This is a genomic window from Ravibacter arvi (genome assembly GCF_039540405.1).
In the GTDB taxonomy this organism is placed as follows: Bacteria; Bacteroidota; Bacteroidia; order Cytophagales; family Spirosomataceae; genus Ravibacter; species Ravibacter arvi.
In genome coordinates this window covers 97,635-122,594 of sequence record NZ_BAABEY010000010.1, presented here as the reverse complement: position 1 = coordinate 122,594, position 24,960 = coordinate 97,635, and the positions used below count along the sequence as shown (strand labels likewise).

The 24,960-nt window shown below is 52.0% G+C and carries 16 protein-coding genes; 8 read left to right on the top strand and 8 right to left on the bottom strand.

Annotated elements, in window-relative coordinates:
• Window positions 1-113: 113 nt before the first annotated feature.
• The 7 genes from ABD852_RS04620 to ABD852_RS04590 form a co-directional block, all read right to left on the bottom strand.
• Window positions 114-2,825 (bottom strand): hypothetical protein, encoded by a 2,712-nt coding sequence (locus ABD852_RS04620; RefSeq protein WP_345026851.1) that lies wholly within the window; start codon window positions 2,823-2,825, stop codon window positions 114-116.
• Window positions 2,780-4,513, bottom strand: coding sequence for a SusD/RagB family nutrient-binding outer membrane lipoprotein (locus ABD852_RS04615; protein ID WP_345026850.1), 1,734 nt, complete (start codon window positions 4,511-4,513; stop codon window positions 2,780-2,782). The genes ABD852_RS04620 and ABD852_RS04615 overlap by 46 nt, the downstream gene beginning before the upstream one ends.
• A gap of 10 nt (window positions 4,514-4,523) precedes the next feature.
• Window positions 4,524-8,117: a SusC/RagA family TonB-linked outer membrane protein gene (locus tag ABD852_RS04610; protein ID WP_345026849.1), complete on the bottom strand. Its 3,594-nt coding sequence runs from the start codon at window positions 8,115-8,117 to the stop codon at window positions 4,524-4,526.
• A gap of 193 nt (window positions 8,118-8,310) precedes the next feature.
• On the bottom strand, window positions 8,311-9,390 hold the full coding sequence (locus ABD852_RS04605) for a FecR family protein (protein ID WP_345026848.1): 1,080 nt from the start codon (window positions 9,388-9,390) through the stop codon (window positions 8,311-8,313).
• 66 nt (window positions 9,391-9,456) lie between these two features.
• A complete protein-coding gene (locus ABD852_RS04600) occupies window positions 9,457-10,053 on the bottom strand; it encodes an RNA polymerase sigma factor (protein ID WP_345026847.1) in 597 nt (198 codons plus the stop codon).
• A 155-nt stretch (window positions 10,054-10,208) separates the two neighbouring features.
• Window positions 10,209-13,034 (bottom strand): S9 family peptidase, encoded by a 2,826-nt coding sequence (locus ABD852_RS04595; protein WP_345026846.1) that lies wholly within the window; start codon window positions 13,032-13,034, stop codon window positions 10,209-10,211.
• A 108-nt stretch (window positions 13,035-13,142) separates the two neighbouring features.
• Entirely contained in the window at window positions 13,143-13,952 is an 810-nt protein-coding gene (locus ABD852_RS04590; protein ID WP_345026845.1) for an XRE family transcriptional regulator, read from the bottom strand.
• A gap of 135 nt (window positions 13,953-14,087) precedes the next feature.
• Here ABD852_RS04590 and ABD852_RS04585 point away from each other — a divergent pair, with 135 nt between their 5' ends.
• From ABD852_RS04585 to ABD852_RS04570, 4 genes are all read left to right on the top strand, one after another.
• Window positions 14,088-14,819 carry an ImuA family protein gene (locus ABD852_RS04585; protein WP_345026844.1) on the top strand — a complete coding sequence of 244 codons (732 nt, stop codon included), beginning with the start codon at window positions 14,088-14,090 and terminating at the stop codon, window positions 14,817-14,819.
• Window positions 14,816-16,312 carry a Y-family DNA polymerase gene (locus ABD852_RS04580; RefSeq protein WP_345026843.1) on the top strand — a complete coding sequence of 499 codons (1,497 nt, stop codon included), beginning with the start codon at window positions 14,816-14,818 and terminating at the stop codon, window positions 16,310-16,312. The genes ABD852_RS04585 and ABD852_RS04580 overlap by 4 nt, the downstream gene beginning before the upstream one ends.
• A 14-nt stretch (window positions 16,313-16,326) precedes the next feature.
• Entirely contained in the window at window positions 16,327-19,566 is a 3,240-nt protein-coding gene (locus ABD852_RS04575) for an error-prone DNA polymerase (RefSeq protein ID WP_345026842.1), read from the top strand.
• A gap of 330 nt (window positions 19,567-19,896) precedes the next feature.
• Window positions 19,897-20,250: a hypothetical protein gene (locus ABD852_RS04570; protein WP_345026841.1), complete on the top strand. Its 354-nt coding sequence runs from the start codon at window positions 19,897-19,899 to the stop codon at window positions 20,248-20,250.
• Between the two features lie 36 nt (window positions 20,251-20,286).
• On the opposite strand, the gene ABD852_RS04565 is transcribed toward ABD852_RS04570, so the two are convergent.
• Window positions 20,287-20,706, bottom strand: a complete 420-nt coding sequence (locus ABD852_RS04565) for a helix-turn-helix domain-containing protein (RefSeq protein WP_345026840.1) — start codon at window positions 20,704-20,706, stop codon at window positions 20,287-20,289.
• Window positions 20,707-20,909: 203 nt separating this feature from the next.
• Between ABD852_RS04565 and ABD852_RS04560 the strand changes: the two genes are divergently transcribed.
• The 4 genes from ABD852_RS04560 (at window position 20,910) to ABD852_RS04545 (ending at window position 24,944) form a co-directional block, all read left to right on the top strand.
• Window positions 20,910-21,698, top strand: coding sequence for a S24 family peptidase (locus tag ABD852_RS04560; protein ID WP_345026839.1), 789 nt, complete (start codon window positions 20,910-20,912; stop codon window positions 21,696-21,698).
• A gap of 114 nt (window positions 21,699-21,812) precedes the next feature.
• The gene (locus tag ABD852_RS04555) at window positions 21,813-22,751 is read left to right on the top strand and encodes a hypothetical protein (protein ID WP_345026838.1); all 939 of its coding nucleotides are present in this window, start codon (window positions 21,813-21,815) and stop codon (window positions 22,749-22,751) included.
• A 500-nt stretch (window positions 22,752-23,251) separates the two neighbouring features.
• Window positions 23,252-23,632: a hypothetical protein gene (locus ABD852_RS04550; RefSeq protein ID WP_345026837.1), complete on the top strand. Its 381-nt coding sequence runs from the start codon at window positions 23,252-23,254 to the stop codon at window positions 23,630-23,632.
• A gap of 229 nt (window positions 23,633-23,861) precedes the next feature.
• Complete coding sequence (locus ABD852_RS04545; RefSeq protein ID WP_345026836.1) at window positions 23,862-24,944, top strand: efflux RND transporter periplasmic adaptor subunit; 1,083 nt, start codon at window positions 23,862-23,864, stop codon at window positions 24,942-24,944.
• Window positions 24,945-24,960: the final 16 nt, after the last annotated feature.

The following is a 24,960-nucleotide window of genomic DNA, read 5'->3' as shown; positions in this document are numbered from 1 at the left end:
CCAATGATAAGGGCTTGAAGGGTGAATTCCAAGCACAGGGCCTGTCTGGCGGCTTAAAACCGGCCGGACTCCGCTCACAGACGGACTCCGGCCGGTTTCCGGGGAAGCAACGGTTACTCCTGTTCCGGGATAAGCCAGGCTTCGGAAAGCAACGTCCCCCAGCCGCCGGTGTTGCGCCACTGCTCCGTGGAAACCCGGTCCCTGTCACGCAACGCAGGATCAGGCATAAGCTTTATCTCCAGCTTTCCGTCACGAATGCAGTTTTCCGGCAGGTCGAATGTAAAAAAGTCGCTCATACCCTCGGGAAGTTCCAGGTTCTGCGCCAGCAGGATCCCGTTAGCGTATACGGACTGGGACCTTTGCTTCATCCGTTCGAGATAGCGTTCCTGGAAAACAGGCCGGACAAGCGTCAGGCGCAATTGATAGCGTTTTCCCTCCGGAAGGTCGCGGTACGAAAGCGTCACGCCCTGTTCTTCATCCTGTGTAAAGTGCATGGACCGCTGACTTGGCCTGTTTGCTTCGGAGAGCATGGTCGGAACATAAGGCTGCCCATGATCGTAGGGGTAGCCCGTCGTTACATGCTGTGCATGGTTCCCGGTTCCGAGATTGTCATAAATAGCATTGATTTTCCTGCCTTCATAGTCGGTAATCATGGAAACCAGCTGCTTCCGGCTGATCTCGTTCTCCGCCTCTTGTATCCTTCCGATCTGTCTTTTAAGCCATCCCAGGCCGATATAGTCATGGCGAAGGTCAAAGAGCGCCTCGCTGCGCGTTCCGAAAAGTGTGTTGCTTTCTTCGCCCAATTTTTCCGCCTCTCCGCGCAACCGGGTCATTTCGGGCGTTTCCTGCGCCAGTACCTTGTCTATTTTCCCGGCCAGGAGCGTCCATGATACATTTTTGGGGTAAGCTCCCGCCAGTTGCTCAACTTGTTGCCGTACTGCCAGCTGTTGCTGTAAATCCAGCTTGATATAGCGGTCCAGTGCACCTTTCTGCATATACATCCTCCACAGCCAGTTATTCTTCAACAAATGCGGGGGAATCTTCCTGCCGGCCTCCGCCACTTTCCTGTAATACACTTCAATACCCCTTTTTATCTGTAGCGGCTCGTCTGGCAGTTCTTCCAGGTTCGATTCCAGCTGCAGAAGCGCCTCCGACATCAGTGGCGCCGCCTCTCTTCCAAACCAGGCCACCGCGTATTCATTCACCACTTCGCCGGTTTCCAGGCGCGGATTCCAAAGCAGGCGCTGCCACATCCACTGGTTAAAATGATCATGATTACCGCTCGAATGCGTGATATCGCCCGCGCCATACCGCATCAGGTCGTTAAATACCCGGTGGTAGTACTTCGGCCAGGCAAAAAAGGAAAGCCGGTTATAAACCATAGTAAGCGTCTGATCCGGGCGGCGCTCGTAAATTTCATGACTCCATCGCGGCGGCAGGTTACCGTCCTTATCTGCCCTCGGGTACATCTGAGCGTAACCGTGCTGCGCATACTTCCAATGCGTCAGTTCATTAAAGTATAGTATTTTATGCCGGGACGGAAGCTCATGCAGCAATGTTTTCGGGTAAAGACCATATGGTCCGAAACCGGGATACCTGAACAGGTCCATACGGTGATTTTGCCGGTGCCCCGGCTGCCAGGTGGTGGCATCCGAACCGGGGCCGTATCCCCAGGCCCATAGCCATTCCCTCGGTTTTTCGTTCAGATAGTGCAGAATGGCACTGTCGCTTTCGTTATCAAATTTCTGATTGGTAAAGTAAATCCTGGTTTTCGGGTGGTAACGATGCAGAATTTCCGCGATTTTTTCGGACAGATGGATAAATACATTTCCATAAGGCTTGCATCGGTCACATTCACAGCCGCCGCCGTCCCCGCCTTTCAGTTGAATAAAATCGTAGGCCGGGCTGTTCTTTACCTTTTTCTCACATTCTTCAAGAATAAACCTGTGCGCGCCCGGCACGGAAGGACAAAGATAATTCGGCCTGCCGATCGACTCCGACGCGCGCCACTCCCCGGGAAAGTTACCGGCAGGCGCCTGGTTAACATGGAAAACCGAACAAGCCATCAGATCAAAGGACTTCAGGAAGGCCAGTTCTTCCAGCTCATTCTTCGGAGTGCTTTCGGTCAGGAAAATATTGGCGCCGGCAAGCGCAAGATCCAGGATCGCCCGGTGTTTTTCTTCGCGGCTCCAGGGCCGCGCTTTGGCCTTGGTCAGGGCAACACTACTCTGTCCGTATTGCGTTCCCCGGATTTCAAAGGCAGGGGCAGTCCGCCGGTTAACAGCACCTATTTCTATGGCTTGGGGCAAATATCCGCATTCTCTCAGGAATGCCCCCACCGCATAAAGCAGCCCGCGCTGGTCGACGCCATTGAGAATAACAACGCTTCTTTTTCCCGGTCCTGCCGGCACTGCTCTGAACAAAAAGCCTTCCGGACCAGGATCGCCGGCACTTACCGCAGTAAGCCACATGCTTTCGAGCACCACATTCAAGGCCGTATTCCCGCTTGCGATGCCGGCAAACAGGAAAAGCGTACCCGGTGCGCTCCCCTCCTGCGCCGGGTAGCCGGACGACGTTATGCTACTGATCCCAACCTCTGCTTTCTCAAGAATACGCTGTTTCAAAACATCAAGAATGTTTAGCTCTACAGCAGATGGATTGTCGGAACCGACTACAACAATTTGCCGGTAATGTTCCCCCCTGGCACCGGCAGCCGGTAGAAACATAATGAGCGCAAGAAGAAGCTTTCCAAACGTCCGGCCCACCGGGAAGTAACCGCTTACCATGGCTGTGAACCGCCTTGCAGTAACCACATTTTTGACCACTGATCATCGGTTTGCGGCTGCAGCCTGCTTACCGCCTCACGGACATGCGGTTCGTTGACAATGTACTCCTTCGCGCCGTAAATCAACCGGACCGGTATTTTATCGCCGTTCGACCCCTCCACCACAAATTTACCCAGCTTTGGCAAGCCGGTACGCCGCCAGTCAAACCAGAACTCGGGGGTCATCCAGAGTGCTACCCATTTTTGGGTCATCAGCAATTCCAGCTGCCCGGCAGGGATGTTTCTGAATTGCTTCTCCAGGTCACCCAGGAACCCTGAGCGGTCAAACGCGCCCAGCTGGTGGGTGCTGCGATTGTAGACGCTTGTTACGCCGTCGGAAAGCTGGTATTGATCCAGGCTGGCTTCAATTCCTCGCCTGAAATATCCCGCGGCGTCCGCGGTAACCCACCCGTTCAAAGCGGCTTCAGACAGCAGGAAATTAAGCTCCGAATAGCTCATCAGCACTGATTTGACCTGTGCATGCGTATTCTGAGCGTAGCGGTCGGCCAGGTACGATACGTGCGGGTTCGCGCCCTGGTCGAGGTAAAGGGATGAATTGAGTGCTTTGATCTGGCTCAGGTTGGCCGTAGATCCCAGGTTATAAAGATTAGGATCGCCCAACGCGGGCTTAAGACCGACATAAAGGGAGGTATCCAGGCCGGGATTGTACTGTGCCACATACCTGATAAGCTGGCCCGCCGGTCCTTTCACATATTCTGCGCTTCCGGAACCTACTTTCAGCTGCACATCCACCGGCCGGAACCAGGTAGTGAGTCGCGGATCACCGGACTGCTTCAGGTGGTCGATGATAGTCGAGCAGGGTTTTCTACGGTAGAATTGTGAACGGTTGCTGTTTGCAAGCGGACCGCCGATCCAGGAAGTAAAGGCATCAGTACCCGGGAAGGCAATCGCTGCATTGTCAGCATTGCTTTCAGGCAGCGGATACTGCGTCGGATTGGAAAGCATGGCATTCAGATCCGCTGCAATGTCCAGCCCGGCCGGCTTCAATTCCTCTTTTTTTGCGCCCAGCCTCAGGTAATACCGGACCCGGAGTGCATTGGCAAATTTTCTCCATTTGGCTGCATTGCCTGCAAAGAGGATATCTGAACTGCCTACCGACGGAATCGTTCCCAGCCCGGACAACATTTCGTTTGCACTTTTTAACTCTTCAATGATTCCTTTGAAAACGTCTTTCTGCTGATTATAGAGCGGCTTAAACATTTGCGCATCGCCCTGAAGCGCTTCCTGGTAGGGCACATCGCCCCAGGCGGAAGAGTAGAACCCGAACCAGAATGCCCGCAATACGGAGGCAACGCCCTGGTAAAATTTCCGGGCCTCTTCGGCGGAAACGCTTTCGCTGTTGGTCAGCAGCGTCTGGCTGTCATTCAGCGCACCGAAACTGTTGTACTCCGTAGGCTTCCAGACAAAACTATTGATTTCATAGCCGATGTAGTCGCGTTGAAGGTACTGCATGGATTCGGAAATCCCGTGCTCCGAGGTATACCCGTACGTAAAGTCACGGATATAAAAATTGGCAGTTTGTGCGAGCGCCGAGGTCAGCACGTATTTGGCATTAATTTCGTCTGCTCCCAACTGGTTGGGATTGACATTCAGCTCGGTAAGATCCTGGCAGGCTGTAAGACAGAGCAACCAGGTTGCCGGAACGATATATTTTATAAACGATTTCATAGGGATCGGGTTAGAATTCGAGTTTGAGGGTTGCGCCGCCGGAGGCAATCCAGGGACCGGCTCCGCCGAAACGTTCAATGCCACGGCTTTGAAACTCGGACTGCCTGCGCATATAAGCCAGTTCGGGATCAATTCCGATGTTGGCTGCCGTCCACAGGATGATATTCCGGGTAAACAGCGATAGGGAAGCTTTGCGGATTCCGGCCTTCGCGACCAGCGCGCCGGGCAGGTCATAGGTCAGGGACAGCTCTCTCAGCTTTACAAAAGAGGCATCGTAAATAAACCGGTTTGCGATGGCAATGTCCCAATATCCGCCACCCGGCTCGTGTACCTCCCAGGTGTTGATATAACGGGTCCCTGCCCCGCCGAAATTTTCTGTATAGCCGCCGGCGCCATTACTGATAACTCCCGGGAAAAAGGCGCCATGGTAAACGCCATTGTACAGGAAGCCACCCAAATCCTGAGTCCGGCCGCCAATCCAAACATTCCCGTCCCGGTAGATTTCAGGGTTTGATTTGATTTCCTGAGCCAGTTGATCCGGGTCTCCGCCGAATGAGTTAGCGCCCAGAATGCCTGAAAAAGTGCTGGAATGCACCCCATTGTGATAGTCCTCGACAATACCGGATCTTGCAAACCGCTGCATTGTATTGGAATAAAACTCGCCCCTCTGCCGCCAGTCGATACTGGCAGAAAGCGTGAAGGCTTTGTAGCTGACGCTGTTCTGAAAGCCGATCATGAATTTATGCATGTAGTTACCGATTTTGACGGTACGGGAGTTATCCTGTTGAAGCTTGCCATTCGCATTCAGGAGCGCCCAGCCCTTATACGGGCCTTCTTTCACACGCACGGCGTCATATCCGTAAATATCACCCAGCCGCTCGCCTACCCGGGTGATGGCCGTCGCGCCGTTTTCCTGCCAGAAAACCACCTGGTCAACTCCAGGCGTCAGCTCAGTAAGCTTGTTGCGGTCTCTCGTGAAATTAATATTGGAATTCCACTGCCACTCGCGGGACTTCACCGGAGTAAGCTGAAGCCCGATTTCCGTTCCCCAGTTTTCGACGACCCCGGCATTGATTTTCGCAGCGTTATAACCGCTCATCTGGGAGACGTTGACATCTAGGATCTGGTTCCTGTTCCTCATTTTGTACGCTGTAAACTCCAGTCTTACCCGGTTCGACAGCATCGAGAAATCGAAGCCGGCTTCATATGATGTGGCTATTTCAGGCTTGAGCCTCGTATTCGGGAGGCTCGGTGGGTTGGTATAATAGGTAAGGTCTCCCCAGGTACCACGGTTCAGCACCCGGTGAATGGTGTAAGGATTTGTATCTTTCCCGACCTGCGCCCATCCGCTCCTCAGTTTCAGCAGGTTGACCCAACCCGGAAGCCCGACAATTTCGTTCAGCATCAGGCTGGCAGACACCGACGGGTAAAAATAAGACCTGAGGTCAGACGGAAGCGTGCTTGACCAGTCATTACGCGCAGTGAAATCCAGGTAAAGAAAATCTTTATAGCCGGTTGACAATAATCCATATACGCTTTGTATAGCCTTTTTATAGACACCCGTCTGGTAGGCCAGGCCCGCCCTTTCAATATTGGATGCGGTGTAAAGGCCGGGCATCACCAGGTTATCGCCCCCTATGAAAGTCATTTCACGCGTTTGCGACATCAGGTTGCCGCCGACGGTAGGTGCGAGGTAGAAATCACCGATGTCCTTTTTGTAGGAGAGCAATATTTCCCCGTTTAACTCCCGCATGGCCTCCGTCGTCACGTTATAGCCCCCGCGTGGACGCGTTGCACCGCCGTACAGGCTCCAGGGACTTAGCTCTTCCCTTTTTTCATAAGAAAAATTTTCGGAGATACGGGTGGTCAGATTCAGTTCGGGCAATATTTCCCAGTTCAGCGCCACATTCCCTATTCTTCGGTCGCGTTTAAACGGCATCCGGTGCTCATATGCTTCAAACCACGGGTTGTTGTAGCTTTTACCCACATTGCGCTGCTGCTCCCCCTCTATGGCCCAATAATTGCGCAGCCCGTTCACATCCACGTGCGGCGGCAGGGTATTGATATCAATATAGGCATATTGATTGGCCAGCTGGGTAAAGAAATTATCGGAGAATGAATTCTGGATATTGAGATTCGTGCTTACCGAAACAGTTTTCGAGACATTGTAGCGCCCGGAAAGATTGACACCGACACGGTTCAGCTCCATCCCGGGCGAGTTCCCGGTCCCCCCCAGGTGATTAAATGAAACCCGGAAGTTCCCCTTGTCGTAGTTCCCGCCCACACTGATGTCACTGATAAGGCTATGACCATTTTGAAAAAAATTCTGGCGGTTGTCGGGATAAAATTTAAGCGGCTGCGCCACACCGTTTGTATTCCATTGAACCGCTTCGGTTCCTTCTTCCGGACCGAACCAATGCTGGTAGGCCGTTTCGTCGAAGATCCCCCGTTTACCGGTGGTAAACCGGTTCTGCATTTCAATAAACCGGTAAGGAACGGTGGAAGTATATCCCGAGCTGAACGAAACCCCAAGCCCTTTCTTTTCCGAATGCCCGTTCTTTGTCGTAACCAGAATTACGCCGCTTCCGGCCCGCGACCCGTACAACGCTGCTGCACTCGGGCCTTTCAGTACCGAAATACTCGCAATGTTGCTCGCACTGATATCCGACAGTACATTGGGGTTACCGGAAGGTACCCCATCCACAATGACCAGCGGGTCGTCGTTGCTGGTCAGCGAGTTCGTGCCCCTTATATAAACATGAGTTTCGGCATTCAGTTCCGGCGAGGAATTGTTGATCTGCAGCCCTGTGATCTTTCCCTGGAGACCGCCCAAAACATTTTCCTGCGGAACCCTGTTGAGCTCGGTATTCGAAATTTCACCTACCGAGTAACCCAGCGAGCGTTTTTCCCGTTTCATTCCGAGCGCCGTAACGACCACTTCCCGGAGTGATTTATTATCTTCCGCCAGCCTGACGCTGATATTTTGCTGGTTCCCTACCACTACTTCGCGGCTTGTGAAACCCACAAATGAAAAAATAAGCACCGCGTCACCGTTGGGGACATTCAGCTCAAAATTTCCCGAAGCATCCGTGGTCGTTCCCCTTGTCGTGCCCTTCAGCAGGATGTTCACCCCCGGAAGTACGCCTCCATTTTCATCGGTTACCGTTCCGGCTACTTTATGATCGGGCACGGCTTCCTGCCCGGGATATGGCAGGGGCTGCACCGTCTCGTAGGGTTCCTTCCTGATTTTCCTGACAATAATTTTATTTCCCTCCGCCCTGTACTGCAGCGACAGGGAGTTAAAAATATCGTTGAGGACTATCTCCAGCTTCTTTTTCCGGGCGGTATAGGAGATGGTCCGCCCGGAATGGATCAGTTCCCGGCTATAGATAAAACCCACGCCACTTACGGCTTCGAGTTTTTCCATTACCCGCTCAAGCGATTCTTCACTGAAGCTTACGGAAACGGTCCGGTTCAACTGATCCTGCGCATGGCCCGGACCGGCCCAACCGATGTTGATAAGCAGCATAATCAGCAGGGCCTGGACGAAGGTAATTCTCATAATTCTGAGTATAACCTCACGGTTAAATAAAGGTAAGTCCATAACTTTGTTATGTTTTGTTGGTAACTAATAGGAATCGGCAAAACGGCTCCCTCCTCCTTCCAGAAAGGGGCTAATCACTTGAGCCAGAGGGAATCCGGGCGATGATGTAGCAGCATCATCGCCCTTCTTTTAGACAGGTCGGGTTCAGGATTTTTTCATAGGGTTAAGATTTGGAAACATCAGTGGAAACTTGTTATTCAAGGCAACCTCTGCCCGAAATCCGGATCACTGATCCATTCAGGGAATAACTCGCGTCAATTCCCGCGCAAATCAGCTCTACTTTCTTCAGGAAGGGAACATCCTCCAGGTCGGCTGTCAGCGTACATCGCCCGAACCGCTTTGCGTCATACTCAACTCTTACGCCGTAAATGCGTTCCAGTGCGGAAAAGACTTCGGAAGCCGGAATAAATTTCAGATCAAAGGAATACTGTCCGGGCACGTCCGAAAGCTCGCCGGGTTGGCTGACCGGTCCCGACTTCAATAATTCGTCAGTATCTTTCCGGAGCGTGACCGTCTCGTTTTTGCCCAAAACCACTTCGCTGCCCACACCGGGAGATCCGGCAGAATTACCCGCTTTGCGGGTAGCGGCCGTCACTTCCACTTTGCCGCTCAACACGCTTACGCTGGCATCCGCTTCCCTTTCAAATGAGCGGACCCTGAAACTGGTTCCCAGCACTTTCGTAGTCAACAGCGACGTCTGCACATAAAATGGCACCGCTGCATTCTTTTCCACCTCGAAAAAAGCCTCGCCATTCAAACGGACCACACGACGGTCAGCTTCGAATTTTTCAGGAAAAGAAAGTGCGCTCCCCGGCGAGAGCAAGGCAGAAGTTCCATCAGCCAGATTGATTAAAAGAGGGGATTTTGCCCGGTTAGCAACCGTTTTAAAAACGGGTTGCTGCAATTCCGCCTTCGCAAGGCCATCTTTTTTATCATTCGCCGACTGCCGGCCAAAAAATCCGATGCACATGGCAAGCACCAGGACTGCGGCGGCCGCGTAATACCAGACCGGCCGGTACCGGCGCGCTTCAGGCGCCTCCTCCAACAGGTCTTTTAACTTTCCAAGCTTCCCGTCGACCTCACCTTCCGGCCAGTTTCCCGGCGCCTCGCCGATTAATTTCCAGGTCGCCACCGCGTGATAAAACAAGTCTTTCCTCTCGGGATGGTCACGCAGCCAACTTTGCCAAAAAGCGTCAAGTTCCGCATCGTCGGACTGAAGCCACTTCACAAAGCGCTTATTATCAAGAAAATCTTCTATATTATTCAGATCCATAGCCGGCAACTGCGCAAGGTTACATTCCCTTTCCGCGACCTGGAGTATTACGAAAAACCTCTCCGGCTATACCCTATTATTGAAGAAAAAATATTCCAGGCTAAAAATAACCAACAAGGGGATTGTCAGCCTGCCCCGCATTCTTTGAAGCGCCTTCTGTACAAAATTAGCGACCGATTGGCGGTTAACGCCCATAATTTCCGACACCTCCTGCAGGCTAAGATTTTCGAAATAGCGCAGGTAAAGCGCTTCCCGTTCCCTTTTCGGAAGCGCCTCCATTTGCTGCCGGATTTGATGCGATACTTCGGTGAGGTACTCCTTTTCTATCCACTCTTTTTCGACGGTACAAAAATCGGAAAAACTGACTTGCCATTCTTCACTTTGCACGGGGCCAAACCGCTGCTTCTGCCGGATCACGTCGATAATCCGGTTCCTGACCGCTTTAAAAAGATAGTTCTTCACACTGGGCGTGTCGGCAACCCGCTCCCGGTTCTGCCACAAATCGAGAAATAAATCCTGGATACAATCCTGAATTTCGGCGTCGTCGAGACCGAATTTCATTCCATAACGGAGCAGGGAATGGTAATGACGCTCCGCTATACCGGCGAGTGCGCTTTTCTCGCCGCTACGGAATGCCCTCCATTGCTTTTCGTCTAGCCCCATTTTGTTGGAAATCGGTAATCGGAAATCGGAAATCAGTGATCGGAGATCGGAGATTGGTCGCGATAGGGCCGAATCTGTGCAGCCGATTTCTGATTTCCGATCTCCGATTTCCCAAAAATACAAAAGTACGCCTTTCTGTTTTCCCGGCCTAATGCTCACGGCTTGGAAGCCGGCTGCAACCGCTGGTTAATCCCTTTTTCCAGATAAGGCAAGCCGGTCTCCATCCATTCCGGCCGGGGAGCTCCTTTGAGGTAATGGTCAAAATACTGGTAGAGCCGGACCGCAAAATCGGTCATGTTCTGGCGTTTGGTGAGTCCATGCTTTTCACCCACGTAATTGAGCATCCAAACAGGCTTATTTAACCTTTTCAGCGCCAGGAAGAACTCGATTCCCTGGTACCAGGGAACTGCACCATCATTGTCGTTATGCATCATGAGCAACGGCGTCTGCACCCGGTCAGCAAAGAACAAAGGCGAGTTTTCTATAAACTGCAGCGGCTTTTCCCATAAGGTCCCACCGATGCGGCTCTGGGTTTTTTCGTACTGCGCCTGGCGGACCAAACCGGTGTCCCACCGCACACCGCCATAGGCACTGGTCATATTCGCCACCGGCGCACCTGCTTCGGCGGCTTTGAAAAGATGGGTCCGGGTAACCAGGTAAGCGGTCTGGTAACCGCCCCAGCTATGTCCCGAAATTCCGATACGGGACTCATCCACAAAACCTTTCCCGATCATATTCAACACTCCCGGAACTACACAGCTGTACGCGCTCTGACCCGGATAACCTATTTCGTATACGATATCGGGAACGAACACGAGATAGTCGTTGCTGGTAAAATAACTGAAATTGATATACGACCTGATTGGTTTGGGCGCGAAATGGGTATGCAGGTTATCCGAGTTCCGCTCATAGAAATAGGTCATCATCGGGTACTTTCGCTTCGGGTCGAAGTTCTCCGGTTTATACAGAAGCCCTTTCAACGCTTTCCCGTCTGCAGAGTTCCATTCCACCAGCTCGACAGTTCCCCAAAGGTATTCCTCCTGCTGCCGATTGGCATGTGTGATCTGCCTTGGATGCTTCATTTGCAGGTCAGACACATACCAGTTCGGAAAATCCCGGAAGGTTTCCCGCGTGAAAAGCAGCTTATCGGCGGCCCTGGCCTTACGTACCTGAGCGCCTATTCTGAAATCACCCTCATATTCCCTGGTCAGTTTGTTATCGGCAAACGAGTAAACATAAAACCCTTCCTGCTTGGTAGTCTCATTAAATGATCTCAGCAGGAGCGGTTTTCCTAGGTCAATATTCCGTTGGTCCGGATCGAGCGGAATATACCGGTACCGTTGCTTCCGCTCTCTGCCATCGGTAAGCTTCCGGCGATTACCGGGACGGAGCGGATCGATCAGCCAGCAATCGTACCGGTCATAAATCACCACATATTCATCGCCGGTTGTCCACCCCGCAATCCCATACTCCGACGGGAAATCGGGATGATCATCTTCCTCATCAGCGAATCGCACCAGTTGGTTGTCGGTAAGCCGTGAAAGCGTCTGCCTGTCCGTTGAATAGGCAAACCATGCAGTATCCGGGTTTGAAAACCAATACACATACTTCCCGAGCGGGGAAGCCGTTGCTTTCCCTTCCAGGCGCTCCCTGATCCGCTTTTTCGCTCCATTTTCAGTGCTTACCAGGTAGATGTCCGCCTTCGGATTCCAGTCCCAATGCGCATGCAGGTAAGGGCCCGGATCAGAAACTACTACAAAATTGGCATCGCCCTCATTGACCAGGCTGACGGCTTCTGAAGCGGTCGTTGCCAAAGCGGTGGACTTACCATCGGCCAGATTCAGCACGGCGAGGCAGGCCTTTTTTTTATCAGCCTCGGCAGTTACTTTTTGCTGGGTCTGCAGGGTGGCATCCTGCCAATGCCACACTTCGAGGTCAACTATTTCTTCCGGGAGCAATGTAGTGTCAGGCACTACCGGTAAGGGATTGATCCCATAGTACAGCAATCGCCCGTCTTTTGAAAACCGGGGGGTAAAATCGGCATTTACCAGCCAGCCTTGCGGCCCGGGTTGATTTCCTTCCCCGACCCTTGATTGTGCTTCCCGGTCGCCTTTTTTCCAGGAATAGAGCTGCGGGCGCCTGATCTGCGTTTTTGCATTCGTATCCAGGTCTCCGACAAAGGCAAGTTTCGTGCCGCTTTTGTCAAAGGCTATTTTTTTAAACGACTGCCCTGCCAGCCCCTTAAGAATGGGGTGAGGCGCATCCGTTCCTCTTTCCCAAACCATAATACTGGCCGACTTCGCCGAATCAACCGTAGAAAATGCGAGACGGGCGCCGTCTTCAGAGAAAACATACTCCTTTACAAACGGATAATTTGATTCCGCCTTGCCCGGCAGGTTCACCAGGGTAAGGCTGTAACCGTTTTCTTCATTTTCTTTTCTGGGTTTCCGTTTTGAAAGCGAATCGGAAGGTGTCTTCTGCGCAGCCCGTTCCGCCTGAAAAGCCAGCCAGCCGCTTCCTTTTTCCGGGACCTGGTAGGAGATCACCGAAGGCCATTTCACCAGCTCACCGGTTACCAGAGAAAAAAGCCCCAGCGAATCCTTCGGCAATTCTTCTTTTTTCTTCTTCGATCTCCTGGCTTCTTTCACGGCCAGGAACTGCGGTTTGATCCTGAAAACAGCAAAACCGCCATCCCCGGTAAACTTCACCTCGCTTCCCCGCGCAATCCTGCTTACCAGGTGCCCGTCGGCAGTCCTGTAAAGATAAAGGTAACCATCTCCCTGCTGCGGGTTAATCACAAAAGCGGCATATTTCCCGTCATCGGAAAGTACCTGTTCCGGAATCTCCTCCCAGGAATCGTACACACTGTGATGAAGCGCTTTTTTTGAGACCGCAGGTGCCGGGACCTGCTGCTTTTTTTTCTGCGCGACAGAAGGGAATACCGCACAAAATACCAGGAATACTATATAAAAACTTCTCATGTTATATGGGTATGAGTGGTGGGGTATAGGTATGAGGTATGAGGTATGAGTTGTGGGAGATTAGTTCGCCCTCACACCTCACGTCTCACCCCTCACACCTCAAAGCTACTACTCTGGCTGCATTTTCTTCAACCGCGCCAGAATTTCGCTCACTGCAACTGAAATATGCTGTACGTCCGATACCGGGGAAGGAATTTCCTGTGCGTGGTAACTGTGATATTTCCAGATTTCAAGCACTTCATCTACCGGGACCTCATAAGGCGCATACAAAGGGTTGAGCGATTCCAGCAAAACCAGTCGTTCCTTCTGCTTTACCGATACCTTTTTGAAAACAAAATCCTGTTCTCCTTTTAAAATCACAATGCACAGGGCGCCAGGTTTCAGGGCAGTCCAATCCGTCACATAACGCCCTATAACATCCGAGCCTTCCGGCAGCGGCAGCATGGAATCCCCTGTCGTAGGAAACATACGAAAACTTCCGTCCGAGGGAAGTTGCGGCATTGAAAACTTCGGAAGGCCCGCAATAAACTCCGGATCGGCATAGCCGCTACGGTACCCGGCTTTGGCCTTTACAGGTACATACTCCACGTTCTCCCTGTTTTCTGCATCTACCGTAACCGCCAGCACCCTCATCCTGCTCCCGGTCATATATACATCATTCCCTGCCTCCAGGTCTCTTATCTTCAACTCTCCCAGCTTAGACAAATTGACCTTCAACAAGGTGTCAATGCTCATCTTGAATATCTCCGAATACTTCAGATAATCTTCCGGGCGGGGTGCCGACGTCTGTCCTGACTCCAATGCATTCAGCTTGCTGCGGGTAAGCCGCAGCCGGTCTGCCAGCTCCTGTTGGGTGAGCCTCGCCCTTTCCCTCAGGAATTTAATATTCGGTGCGAAAAAAACTTTGAGGTCTTCCATTTGTTTGATATTATTAGTGTCAAACATTTGACATGAATCGTGTCAAATATACTGTTTTTTAAATTAAAGTTGAATCAAATCGAAGAAACTGTGTGCCGACAGGCCGGTTGCGGCGATCTTATCCTGGTCAGTGCTATGGAACGCGAGATTGTAAGCAAGTTAAAAAAGGAGATTTTAGCCATGCAGGGCGTCCCTCAACTTGTAGAAGGACGTGCGGCAGACACCGGTTTAGGGCCCATAACCGGGGCTTTTCCTTATGGTTTTTTTCCGGTAGGCATACATGAGTTTGTCAGTACTTCAGCCGAAACGGCTGCTTCGGTTTCTGGGTTTATGGCCGCTCTGCTGAGCCGTATTACCCGACATGACGGCATCTGTCTGTGGATCGGCACCCACCGGATGCTGTTCCCGCCGGCCCTGGTTTTCTTCGGGCTAAACCCACACAATATAATTTTCATTGATAACCGGAAACCCGCCGATTTATCCTGGATGATCGAGCAGGCATTGAAATGCGAGGCGCTAAGCGCGGTCGTGGGCGAAATATCCGATCTTGACCTGGCCCAATCGCGCCGTTTACAGCTCGCTGTAGAACAAAGCCGTGTGAATTGCTTTCTTCACCGCCGTTACCCTGCGAAAGCGTCGACCATTGCTTCCGTCTGCCGATGGAAAATCCTGCCCATCGCCAGTGTTTCGGAACCGGGTTTACCGGGAGTGGGCTTCCCCGCCTGGGAAGTTACACTCGAAAAAGTCCGCAACGGGCAGCCCGGGAGCTGGCGCATGTGGTGGGCTGAAACCCATTTTGAGTCACTCGCCCCATCCCGGGACCCGGGCCTGTCATTCCAACCTTTATCCGAAACAGCCACTGCATGAGACGCTACGTTGCCATTTGGTTCAGGCATTTGTTGACCGACCGTCATATCCGCAAACACCCTGATATGAAATCGGTCCCTTTTGTAATGGCGCTCCCGCAGCGGGGGCGCATGGTGGTCACCGCCTCCAGTGCCACCGCTACCGCATTAGGGATCGTCCCGGGCATGGTAGTCGCCGATGCCCGGGCAGCATTCCCCGATGTGCAGGTCATAGAAGAAAAAGAGACTTCACCGGAAAAACTGCTGTCGGCTCTGGCAGAATGGGCTATTCGTTTTACCCCTGTCGTAGCCATTGATCAACCCGACGGCCTTTTGCTCGATGCAACGGGCTGTACGCATTTGTGGCAGGGAGAAACGGCATACCTGAAAGACATACGCGACAGACTCTGTGAATTTGGCTACCATATACGGGTTGCCATGGCCGGTACCCCGGGCGCGGCATGGGCCCTAGCCCGGTTCGGGAAAGAACAGGTTATCATACCACCCGGTGAAGACCGGAAAGCCATTCTCCCACTCCCCCCCGCCGCGCTTCGCATATCCCCCGAAATTGTCGAAAAGCTTCTGAAATTAGGACTTTCCACCGTCAGCAAATTCGTAGACATGCCGCGAAGCTCCCTGCGGCGGAGATTCGGACCTGAGCTCTCTGACCGCATCGACCAGGTACTGGGTAAATCTAGCGAATGGATTGAGCCGGTAGAACCGGCAGTCCGGTACCGCGAGCAACTCTCATGCCTGGAACCTATCTGTACGGCTACAGCTATTCGGATTGCCATAGAAAGGCTGCTTGAATTGCTATGCAACCGGCTCGCCAAAGAGCATAAAGGGTTACAAAAAGCCATTCTGAAGACCTACAGACTGGATGGAAAAACACAGCAAATAGAAATCGGCACCTATAGACCCACCTGCCATATACAGCACTTGTTGCGATTGTTTGCGCTCAAAATCAATACCATTGAGCCTGACCTGGGTATCGAACTGCTGATTCTGGAAGCCCCGGTTGTCACCGGTATCCGGGAAGAACAGGGAAGCTTCTGGAGCATTACCGGCGACAAAAACCTTACGGCTATAGCTGCCTTACTTGACCGTATGGCAGGCCGGGGCGGGCACGACATCGTGCGGCGCTACCTCCCTGCCGAGCACTACTGGCCTGAACGATCGGTTACACAGGCCCGCTCACTGGAAGAAAAATCTACCACAGACTGGAGAACAGACCGTCCAAGACCCACCCATCTCCTGCCTTGCCCGGAAGCCATATTCGTTACGGCGCCGGTACCGGATTACCCGCCTGTCCTGTTCCGGTACAAGGACGAAGTGCACCGGATAGCCAAAGCCGACGGACCGGAACGGATTGAGCAGGAGTGGTGGTTATCTGACGGATTGCACCGGGACTACTATACCGTTGAAAATGACCAGGGTGCCCGCTATTGGATTTTCCGGTCAGGCTATTACGATCAAGGCACAGCCAAGTGGTACATACATGGATTTTTTTCATAATACATTTCCATATCATGGACAAAACCCCGGCCGTCGAACTACAGGTTACCACCAATTTCAGTTTTCTGCGCGGCGCTTCGCACCCTGAAGAACTGGTAGCGCATGCGTCGGAACTGGGTTATCAAAAAATTGCGATTACCGATCGGAATACACTGGCCGGTATCGTACGGGCACATGTGGCTGCAAAAAAAAGCAGCATCGAAATCATCCCGGCCTGCCGCCTTGATTTGCTCGACGGGCCGAGCCTGTTGGCATACCCAACCGACGCCAACGCATATTCCAGGCTTTCAGGTTTGCTCTCAACCGGGAACCTCAGGACCGAAAAAGGGAAATGCGAGCTCTATCGGGAGGACATTTTTACCCATGCCGAAGGGATAAAATTCATCGTGGTCCCACCTTCGGCGCTTAACCGGCAATTCAACCTCGAGCCGGCGTTTGAGCAAAGCCTGATACAATACCGCGAAGCCCTTGGCAGCAACCTTTCGCTGGCTGCCGCCAGGTCTTACAACGGCGATGACCAGAAACTACTGTACCGCCTGCATACCTTAAGCACCCGGCTGCATATCCCGATGGCGGCTACGAATGATGTTCATTACCATATTCCCGAAAGGAGACAGCTCCAGGACGTTATCACATGCGTCAGGGAAAAATGCACCATTTACAATGCCGGTTACCGCCTTCATCCGAATGCCGAACGGCACTTAAAATCGCCGGAAGAAATGATCCGGCTTTTTCGCCAATATCCTGACGCCATCGAAAGGGCATGGGAGATTGCAGAAGCCTGCCGGTTTTCACTGGATTCGCTCAGGTATGTATACCCCGAAGAACTTGTCAGCGAAGGACGAACCCCACAGGAGGAGCTGGAGTTTCTCGTTTGGGAAAGAGCCGGGAAAGAATTGGGGAACGATTTCATCGCAAAATATGCAGACCGGGTACGGGAAGAGCTGGAATTCATCGGGCGGAAAAATTATGCCTCGTATTTTCTTACGGTATACGACCTTGTACGGTATGCCCGGGAGAATTCCATTTTATGCCAGGGGCGCGGATCCGCCGCCAATTCCCTGGTTTGTTACTGCCTGGGGATCAGCTCGGTCGACCCCAGAAAGACCCGGCTCCTGTTTGCCCGTTTCATGTCGGACGCCCGGGACGAGCCGCCGGACATAGACGTCGACTTTGAGCACGAGCGCCGGGAGGAAGTAATGCAGTACGTTTACAAAAAATACGGCCGGGACCGGGCCGGTATCGTGGCCACCGTCACCCAGGTACACCGGAAAGGCGCCATCCGGGATGTAGGAAAAGCGATGGGCATGTCGGTAGACGCCATCAACAGGTTGTCCAAATCCCTGTTTGAGTTTACGGAGGAATGGTTCGCGGGCGACCAACCTTCGCAGGACGGTTTCAGCCCCAAGGACCCGCACCTCCGGATGGTCCTCGGGCTGATGAACCAATACGTAGGATTTCCCCGGCAACTGGGCCAGCACACGGGCGGTTTTGTCATTACGCAGGGCAGGCTATCGGACCTCTGCCCGATCTTAAATGCCAGGATGGAAGACCGGACCTGTATAGAGTGGAACAAAGACGATATTGAAGCGTTGGGCTTCATGAAAGTCGATGTACTGGCGCTCGGCATGCTGACCTGTATCCGCAAGGCTTTCGACCTGCTCCGGGAACATTACGGACTTTCCCCCACCCTGGCTGAAATCTCCCATACAAGTGACGACCCGGACAACCCGCAGATAAGTAAGAAGGTATATGACATGATTTGCGACGCCGAGACCATCGGCGTCTTTCAAATTGAGAGCCGGGCCCAGATGTCAATGCTCCCGCGCCTGCGCCCGCGCAGCTTCTACGACCTCGTAATTGAAGTAGCGATTGTGCGGCCCGGCCCCATACAGGGCGACATGGTCCACCCCTACCTGCGCAGGCGCAACGGCGAAGAACCGGTTGAATACCCCAGCGAAAAACTTCGGGCGATCCTGGAGCGGACAATGGGCGTTCCGCTCTTCCAGGAGCAGGCTATGGAAATCGCCATCGAAGCAGCAGGCTTCTCCGCCGCCGAAGCGGATGGCCTGAGACGCAGCATGGCTACTTTCAAATCCAAAGGAAAGGTGAGCTATTATGAAAACAAGCTCGTGGACGGGATGATAGAAAGAGGTTATGAAGAGGCCTTTGCGAGACGGGTATTCAGACAACTGGAGGGGTTTGGGAGCTACGGCTTTCCCGAAAGCCATGCGGCCAGCTTCGCCCTGCTGGTGTACGTATCCAGTTGGCTGAAATGTTATTATCCGGATGTATTTGCAGCGGCCCTGCTCAACAGCATGCCGATGGGATTTTACCAACCGGCCCAAATTGTTATAGACGCGCAAAAAAACGAGGTAGAGGTGCTCCCGGTAGACATCAATCACTCTTTTTGGGACAATACCCTGGAAGAAAAAGCCGGTAAGTACTGCGGTCTCCGGCTGGGGTTCCGCCAGGTAAAAGGATTGCCCGAAGAAAAAATGAATCGATTTTCCAAAAACCGGGCTTCGCCTTATACCCGCATACAAGACCTTCTGACCGCCGGGGTCCCGCTGGACGCGCTGGAGCGCCTGGCAGATGCGGATGCCTTCAGGTCGTTAAGGCTGGACAGGCGGCAAGCCCTTTGGGAAATATCCGCGTTGGCAGACGTCCCTTCCGGCCTGTTCGAAGGCCATCCATCCGAAACCGAGCTGGAACCTGCGGCCTTGCTCCCCAGAATGCTGAGAGGCGAACATGTGGTGCAGGATTACGCGACGCTCGGTCTCTCGCTCAAAGCGCACCCGGTCGCCCTGATCAGGCGGGAGCTTTTTAGCCGACGGGTCCTGAGAGCCGAGGAGGTGAAAAACTGGCCCGATGGTACCCTGGTGCGTGTAGCGGGCCTGGTACTGGTGCGCCAGCGGCCGGGTACTGCCACCGGAATCTGTTTTATCACCCTGGAAGACGAAACCGGCATTGTCAACCTGGTTGCCTTTCAAAAGATTTTTGCCAGGTACCGGAGCCAGATTGTGCGGTCCCGCCTGTTGATGGCCGATGGGAAATTACAAAGAGAAGGCAATGTGATTCATGTAGTGGTACACCGGTGCTATGATGAAAGCGGGCTTTTGCAAAAACTGGGGATTACGGAAGATCAGCTTGCAAAACGGCCAAATTCAGAACCGGCTGGCCCAGGCAGCAACCCACCACCTCACTATGGCGTACAGATGGAGATTTTTCCAAAAGGGAGAAATTTCCATTAGGTATCGGGGGGACGCTGCTTTGATAAAACAACCTGCAATTTGCAATTACCATATGGTTGAAGTATGTTTCCGTACCAATCCTATACTTTACAAACCAGCCAACTTATTGTGCTTTGTATGTTTTTAAGATTTCGATTGTACCCTTCTGATTATCAGCATTCAGCAACCGGCCGTCGGGTCGTTGTAATTAATTCCCGGTTTCTGATTTCCGGCTTCCTTATTATTCTATCCGGCTGGCTAACAGGATGCGGCAATGGGCAGGCGTCAAAAGAGAACGGCGTATCACAAAAAAATGGGCGCGTACGTGTCATAGTCAATGACACCATTCCGATGGAACGGACCGAAATCAGCAAGCAGGCTGTAGCCGGTTACACGGCCAAAGTTCCTGACCCCTTGAATGACTTTGTCTTTTCGGTCCGGCTTTTTGAAACACCTCTGAGGTTCCGCTACCGTGCTGATATCCGGTACAAAATGATGACCATAAAAGACAGCGTGGATATCCCGAACTTCGGCCATCAACCCCGCGTTGACATACGGCGGCATGAAGGCGAGCTGTCCTGCATGATTGGCTTCTATGACGAAAATGGCGTCTTCAAAGACTTAAAAAAAGTAGAAGTAAGAAGTGATCAGGTAAAGATCGTCCAGGTAAAGAGATACGGGCGGGGAACAGTCATCAAAAAATAACGATCTCTCCGGTACGACTGAGGAAACCAAGCCGGACTATTTTTCCAGGACCTTTCTGAGCAACTCCACTTTCTCCCGTTCGGACCGCAGCAGCCTTTCGTATAATCTTTCATTTTCTTCGATCGCCTTCACCCATTTCATCAGCGGATCAAAGCCCTCCGACATAACCGGCGGCTTACCGGGTGCAATTTCGTTAAAATTGGTCTGAAGGTTAAGCAGCGCAGTTTCTTCATCAAACTTCCTGATAGCTTCCACCGGTATTTTCAGTACCAAAGCGATTTGCTCCAATACTTCCGCCTCAATAAAAGCCCGTTTTTCCAGCAAAGAGATTCGCTTCTGCGACCAATCCGCTCCAAGCTCAAATGCAAGCCGCTCCTGTTTGATCCCGAGCATATCCCGAAAGCGCTTGATATTTCGACCGTAATGCACCTTGTCAGGTTGAGAAGAAGGATTCATAAGCAAAATGGTATAGTATAAACAATCACCGGAAAGAGCCGGGTTTGCCGGAAGCACAACGGCTAAGCCCGACACGAAGAACGCAGGCAGATTTATTGCGTTTATCAATAAAATCTCACACCTTTGTTCCATACATACTGTATAACAAATATCAGAAGAAGATTTTCTTCTTCAAAGAAACCCAAAGAAAATATTATACCTTCATGTTTTCAGACCGACTCCGTGAGTTCATTGCTGCTATAGGCGAGACTCCCACCTCAATTGAACCTAAAATCGGCGTTTCCAAAGGAGCCATTTACAAACCGGTTAAGAATGGCAAAACGATAGGCATTGAAATCATCGCGAAAATTCTTGCGGCCTACCCCCGCCTCAATCTCGAATGGCTGATCTGCAACATTGGAACCATGTGGAAAAACCCGTTTACCATTGCCGGCGCTGCCGGGGAAACCGCTTCGGAAGACCCGGCCGATATGTATTACCTGGCAGGCGCCCGAACCCCGGTCAACCTGATCAGCGAAACCAATGCCCTTAACTGGAGCGGCACTCGCGAAAAGGGCGAAAACGCAATAGAGTCCGTATTTTTCCTGCCGCCAGGCTTACTCCGGAAAGGCCCCGACTACGCCGCATTCCCGGCCGGCGGGCCGCAAATGGAACCCACCATTCCGGCCAACTCGCTTGTCGTGGCCGAAATCATAAAGCCCAAAGATTATAGCCGCATCAAGAACGGCGACGTATATGTCATCATCACCAAAGATACACTCGCCATACGGCGGCTTAACAACCGCATAAAAGAAAGAAACACGCTGTTGGCCAGTCCCGACAACCGGGAGTTCACCGCTTACGACATCCCAATCGACACCGTCGTATCGCTCTGGAAAGCCCGCGCCCTGATCTCAGACAAATTCACCGGCGAAACCCACCGGTTATTTGATCTTTACCAGGACCTGGAAGAACGGATCAGGCAGCTGGAAAATAAAAACAAGCCCCTGTAAAATTATACCCAAACCAACAAAGAAAGATTTACCTGCATAAAATATTCTCCAATCGAATGGTATAGAATCTGCCGGTCAGCCAGCTTTACAGCACACTTAAAAAAACGACCGGCTATGAAACAGGATCTTGACCTTATCACGAACAACGCGGTTCTCCAGCTGAAGGAACAGGAAGTATGCAATCCGCAGCTTGCGTTAAGCGCATTCTTTTCCACCTTTGACCTGGGGCAATGCCGCTACCTGCTGCGCGAGCATTTTGAGAAAAATAACCCGGTACGCGAAACTTGCCAGGTGATCAGCGCGGAACCACATGATATTTTCCAGCTGCAGCTGGTCCTTCTCATCGAGGCCTCCTACCTGCTGCACCTGGCTTCACAAAAAAAGAACCGGCCCCCGTCGCCCGAGGAGCCGACAGCGTTAGCAAGCCCGTCGCCCGAAGTGCCGGCAGACACCGTTTGCGTGACTGACTATGACGATTTCCGGGCAGAGGCACTCCGGGTTCCGGACCACCCCGATGCCAACCCTTTCGCACAGCATCTCCCACCGGCGGTATGGGTATCGGTGGAAGCTTTTTTTGACGCATTGAGTCCTGCGACCTTCAAACGGACCTTTTTTGGAATTTTGACCGCCTACGCCGGAACAACCTTCTACTCGCAGGGAAACCCGGTTGAAGTATTGTTTACACTCGAAAAGCTGAAGGACCTGATCTGTTCCCTGGCCCTTCTTCCGAAACCGCCTGCGACAACACTGGCAACAGGCGGAAGTCACCCCGATAACCGTACAGCCCCCTGCCCCGGTACGCTCAACGACACTGACCGGGAAAACCCGCTCCCTTACCTGTACCAATTCAGCCAGGGCCGGCCACCGGAAGAATGGACCGAAATCCTGGATTCGTTGCAGCATTTTGCGTTATGCAGCGAATCAGGCGTAGACGAGGGGGACGGCCTCGACACGCTCGGGCTCTATCATGAGCTGGTCAGCGTTGTGGAAGCCGGCTTCACCCTTTACAAGCTTGCCGGGGGCCGGCTGAAATTCACACAGGACCAGCAATAAACGACCCCAACCAGGCGAGGCGGAACCCGATAAAATTCAGGGTTGTATTTTTTTCAGACATCCTATCCACACCATATTGCTTCATTTTTAAATACCTCCAGTCACATGGCTTGCAACCAACACCAACTATGTCAAAAAATAGTAATAAAAAAACTAAAAATTAAAACATTATATTTTACAAAAATCCAAATACTCAGAATTCTCACTAATTAATGCTTGATCCAAACAAATTTTTTTTCATAAATTGCACCCGTTGCAGAATATAAAACAATAACCCAGAAAGCTTGCAACAGGATATTTCAAACCCGGGCTTAATTTTAAAACAGTCTCGCTCTATCCTGCATCGTATTTATCCTGCAATACATCCGATATAATTAAACGAAGAAAGCATACAAGAACCGCCCGGCAATTACTTCCGGAAGTTCTTGAAAGTTGACCAAACCGCCGGCGCCGCATTAGCCATGAAACCGGCAGATCGAAGTCCAATGACTGTTCTTAACATGTATCGTCCCTTAGTAGTTATCCTCCTTTTTCTTCTGGCACAACTGCCGATAGAGAAAGCGGGAAACTTCCTTTTCCCCCTGGACGATACGGCATCATTGAATGAAACCTGCGCTTATCCGCCTTCCAACCTCTCTGAAGCGTCTCCTCTACCTAAAGGCCTGCATTTTGATGTAGTGCTCTACGAGAAGAAAGAGGGGAGCGACGAAGAGTTCCTGTTCGACCAGGACACCGAAAAAAGCGGCAACGCAGGTTACCTGACCTTAACACCCTTTTTCCTCGCCCTACTCAGCCAACCAGCGGGTGGGAAACGAATGCCGGCCTCCTGCATGCCGGTTCTCCTCCGTCGTCACATCCGTTTCAGGGCACTCCTGATTTGATTGCTTTCAACAATTTGGCCTGGAAACATCCGCAGTTCCCTGTCAAACCGCGGCTGTATGAATATGCGTATCGGCATGTATGGCACATTCATACCCAAATTGATCCCCTTATTTTTGAAGCAATTTATTTCATGAATAGCCGTGAGCTATAAGGCATGAGGTGTGAGGTGCGTCGTTAAAAGACCGCCCCCCGGCTATTGCCCGGCTAATCGCTCAACCTCTTTTTAACATGAGAAGAATTTTCATGGCATTGGCTATGTGTGCCCTGCTATTTAATACCAACTGCGGCTCCGAGAAACACGAAGCGGAGGCAGATACGAAACTATTGGTCACCACTCCACTGAAAAAAGACACGCTGTCGGTTAAAGAATATGTGAGCCAGATTCGCTCTATCAGCCATATAGAGCTCCGCACCCTGGAAAAAGGATATCTCCAAAAAATCTTCGTGGACGAGGGGCAGTTTGTCCGGAAAGGGCAGCTTATGTTCCAGATCATGCCCCTGATACTGGAAGCAGAGCAGCAAAAAGCGAAAGCGGAAGCAAATTTCGCCGAAATAGAATACCGCAACACCAAGTCGCTGGCCGACAGTAATGTGGTCTCGCGCAATGAGCTTGCACTCGCCAAAGCGAAACTGGACAAGGCCAACGCAGAGCTTGCGCTCGCTAATGTCCATTTGGGCTTTACTGAAATCAGGGCGCCTTTTGATGGCATTATGGACCAGCTGCAGGTGCGGCTCGGGAGCCTCCTGGACGAAGGCGATCTCCTGACAACTCTTTCGGACAACCGGAAAATGTGGGTTTATTTTAATGTCCCGGAAGCCGAATACCTTGACTACAAGTCGCACCAGGCAAAAAACCGGCCCGGTGAAGTAAAGCTGCGGATGGCCAACAACCAGCTCTTCAACCATCCCGGAATAGTGGAAACTATCGAAGCCGACTTCAATAATGAAACCGGCAACATCGCCTTCAGGGCTACCTTTCCGAACCCCGAAGGCTTGCTGCGACATGGACAGACCGGCAATATCCTTATTGATGCACCGCTTGTCAATGCCCTCATTATCCCACAGAAAGCCACGTTTGAAGTCCTGGAAAAGAAGTTCGTTTTTGTAGTGGACAAGGACAGCAAGGTCCACACGCGCGAAATCGTCATCGGCGCCGAAATCCCCGATCTCTATGTCATTACGGAAGGGTTGTCTGAAAACGACAAAATCCTGCTGGAAGGAATCCGGAAGGTGAAAGAAAATGAGAAGATCCAATTCAACTTCGAAAAGCCCGAAGCAGTGATCTCCCATTTGAAGGTGTATTCGGAATAGTAACCCGCCAAGACTT

Excerpts from the sequence above, each read along its gene's own strand:
- ABD852_RS04615 (WP_345026850.1), bottom strand. The coding sequence starts at position 4,513 with ATGAAATCGTTTATAAAATATATCGTTCCGGCAACCTGGTTGCTCTGT.
- ABD852_RS04610 (WP_345026849.1), bottom strand. The coding sequence starts at position 8,117 with ATGGACTTACCTTTATTTAACCGTGAGGTTATACTCAGAATTATGAGA.
- ABD852_RS04605 (WP_345026848.1), bottom strand. The coding sequence starts at position 9,390 with ATGGATCTGAATAATATAGAAGATTTTCTTGATAATAAGCGCTTTGTG.
- ABD852_RS04600 (WP_345026847.1), bottom strand. The coding sequence starts at position 10,053 with ATGGGGCTAGACGAAAAGCAATGGAGGGCATTCCGTAGCGGCGAGAAA.
- ABD852_RS04595 (WP_345026846.1), bottom strand. The coding sequence starts at position 13,034 with ATGAGAAGTTTTTATATAGTATTCCTGGTATTTTGTGCGGTATTCCCT.
- ABD852_RS04590 (WP_345026845.1), bottom strand. The coding sequence starts at position 13,952 with ATGGAAGACCTCAAAGTTTTTTTCGCACCGAATATTAAATTCCTGAGG.
- ABD852_RS04585 (WP_345026844.1), top strand. The coding sequence starts at position 14,088 with ATGGAACGCGAGATTGTAAGCAAGTTAAAAAAGGAGATTTTAGCCATG.
- ABD852_RS04580 (WP_345026843.1), top strand. The coding sequence starts at position 14,816 with ATGAGACGCTACGTTGCCATTTGGTTCAGGCATTTGTTGACCGACCGT.
- ABD852_RS04575 (WP_345026842.1), top strand. The coding sequence starts at position 16,327 with ATGGACAAAACCCCGGCCGTCGAACTACAGGTTACCACCAATTTCAGT.
- ABD852_RS04570 (WP_345026841.1), top strand. The coding sequence starts at position 19,897 with ATGGAACGGACCGAAATCAGCAAGCAGGCTGTAGCCGGTTACACGGCC.
- ABD852_RS04565 (WP_345026840.1), bottom strand. The coding sequence starts at position 20,706 with ATGAATCCTTCTTCTCAACCTGACAAGGTGCATTACGGTCGAAATATC.
- ABD852_RS04560 (WP_345026839.1), top strand. The coding sequence starts at position 20,910 with ATGTTTTCAGACCGACTCCGTGAGTTCATTGCTGCTATAGGCGAGACT.
- ABD852_RS04555 (WP_345026838.1), top strand. The coding sequence starts at position 21,813 with ATGAAACAGGATCTTGACCTTATCACGAACAACGCGGTTCTCCAGCTG.
- ABD852_RS04550 (WP_345026837.1), top strand. The coding sequence starts at position 23,252 with ATGTATCGTCCCTTAGTAGTTATCCTCCTTTTTCTTCTGGCACAACTG.
- ABD852_RS04545 (WP_345026836.1), top strand. The coding sequence starts at position 23,862 with ATGAGAAGAATTTTCATGGCATTGGCTATGTGTGCCCTGCTATTTAAT.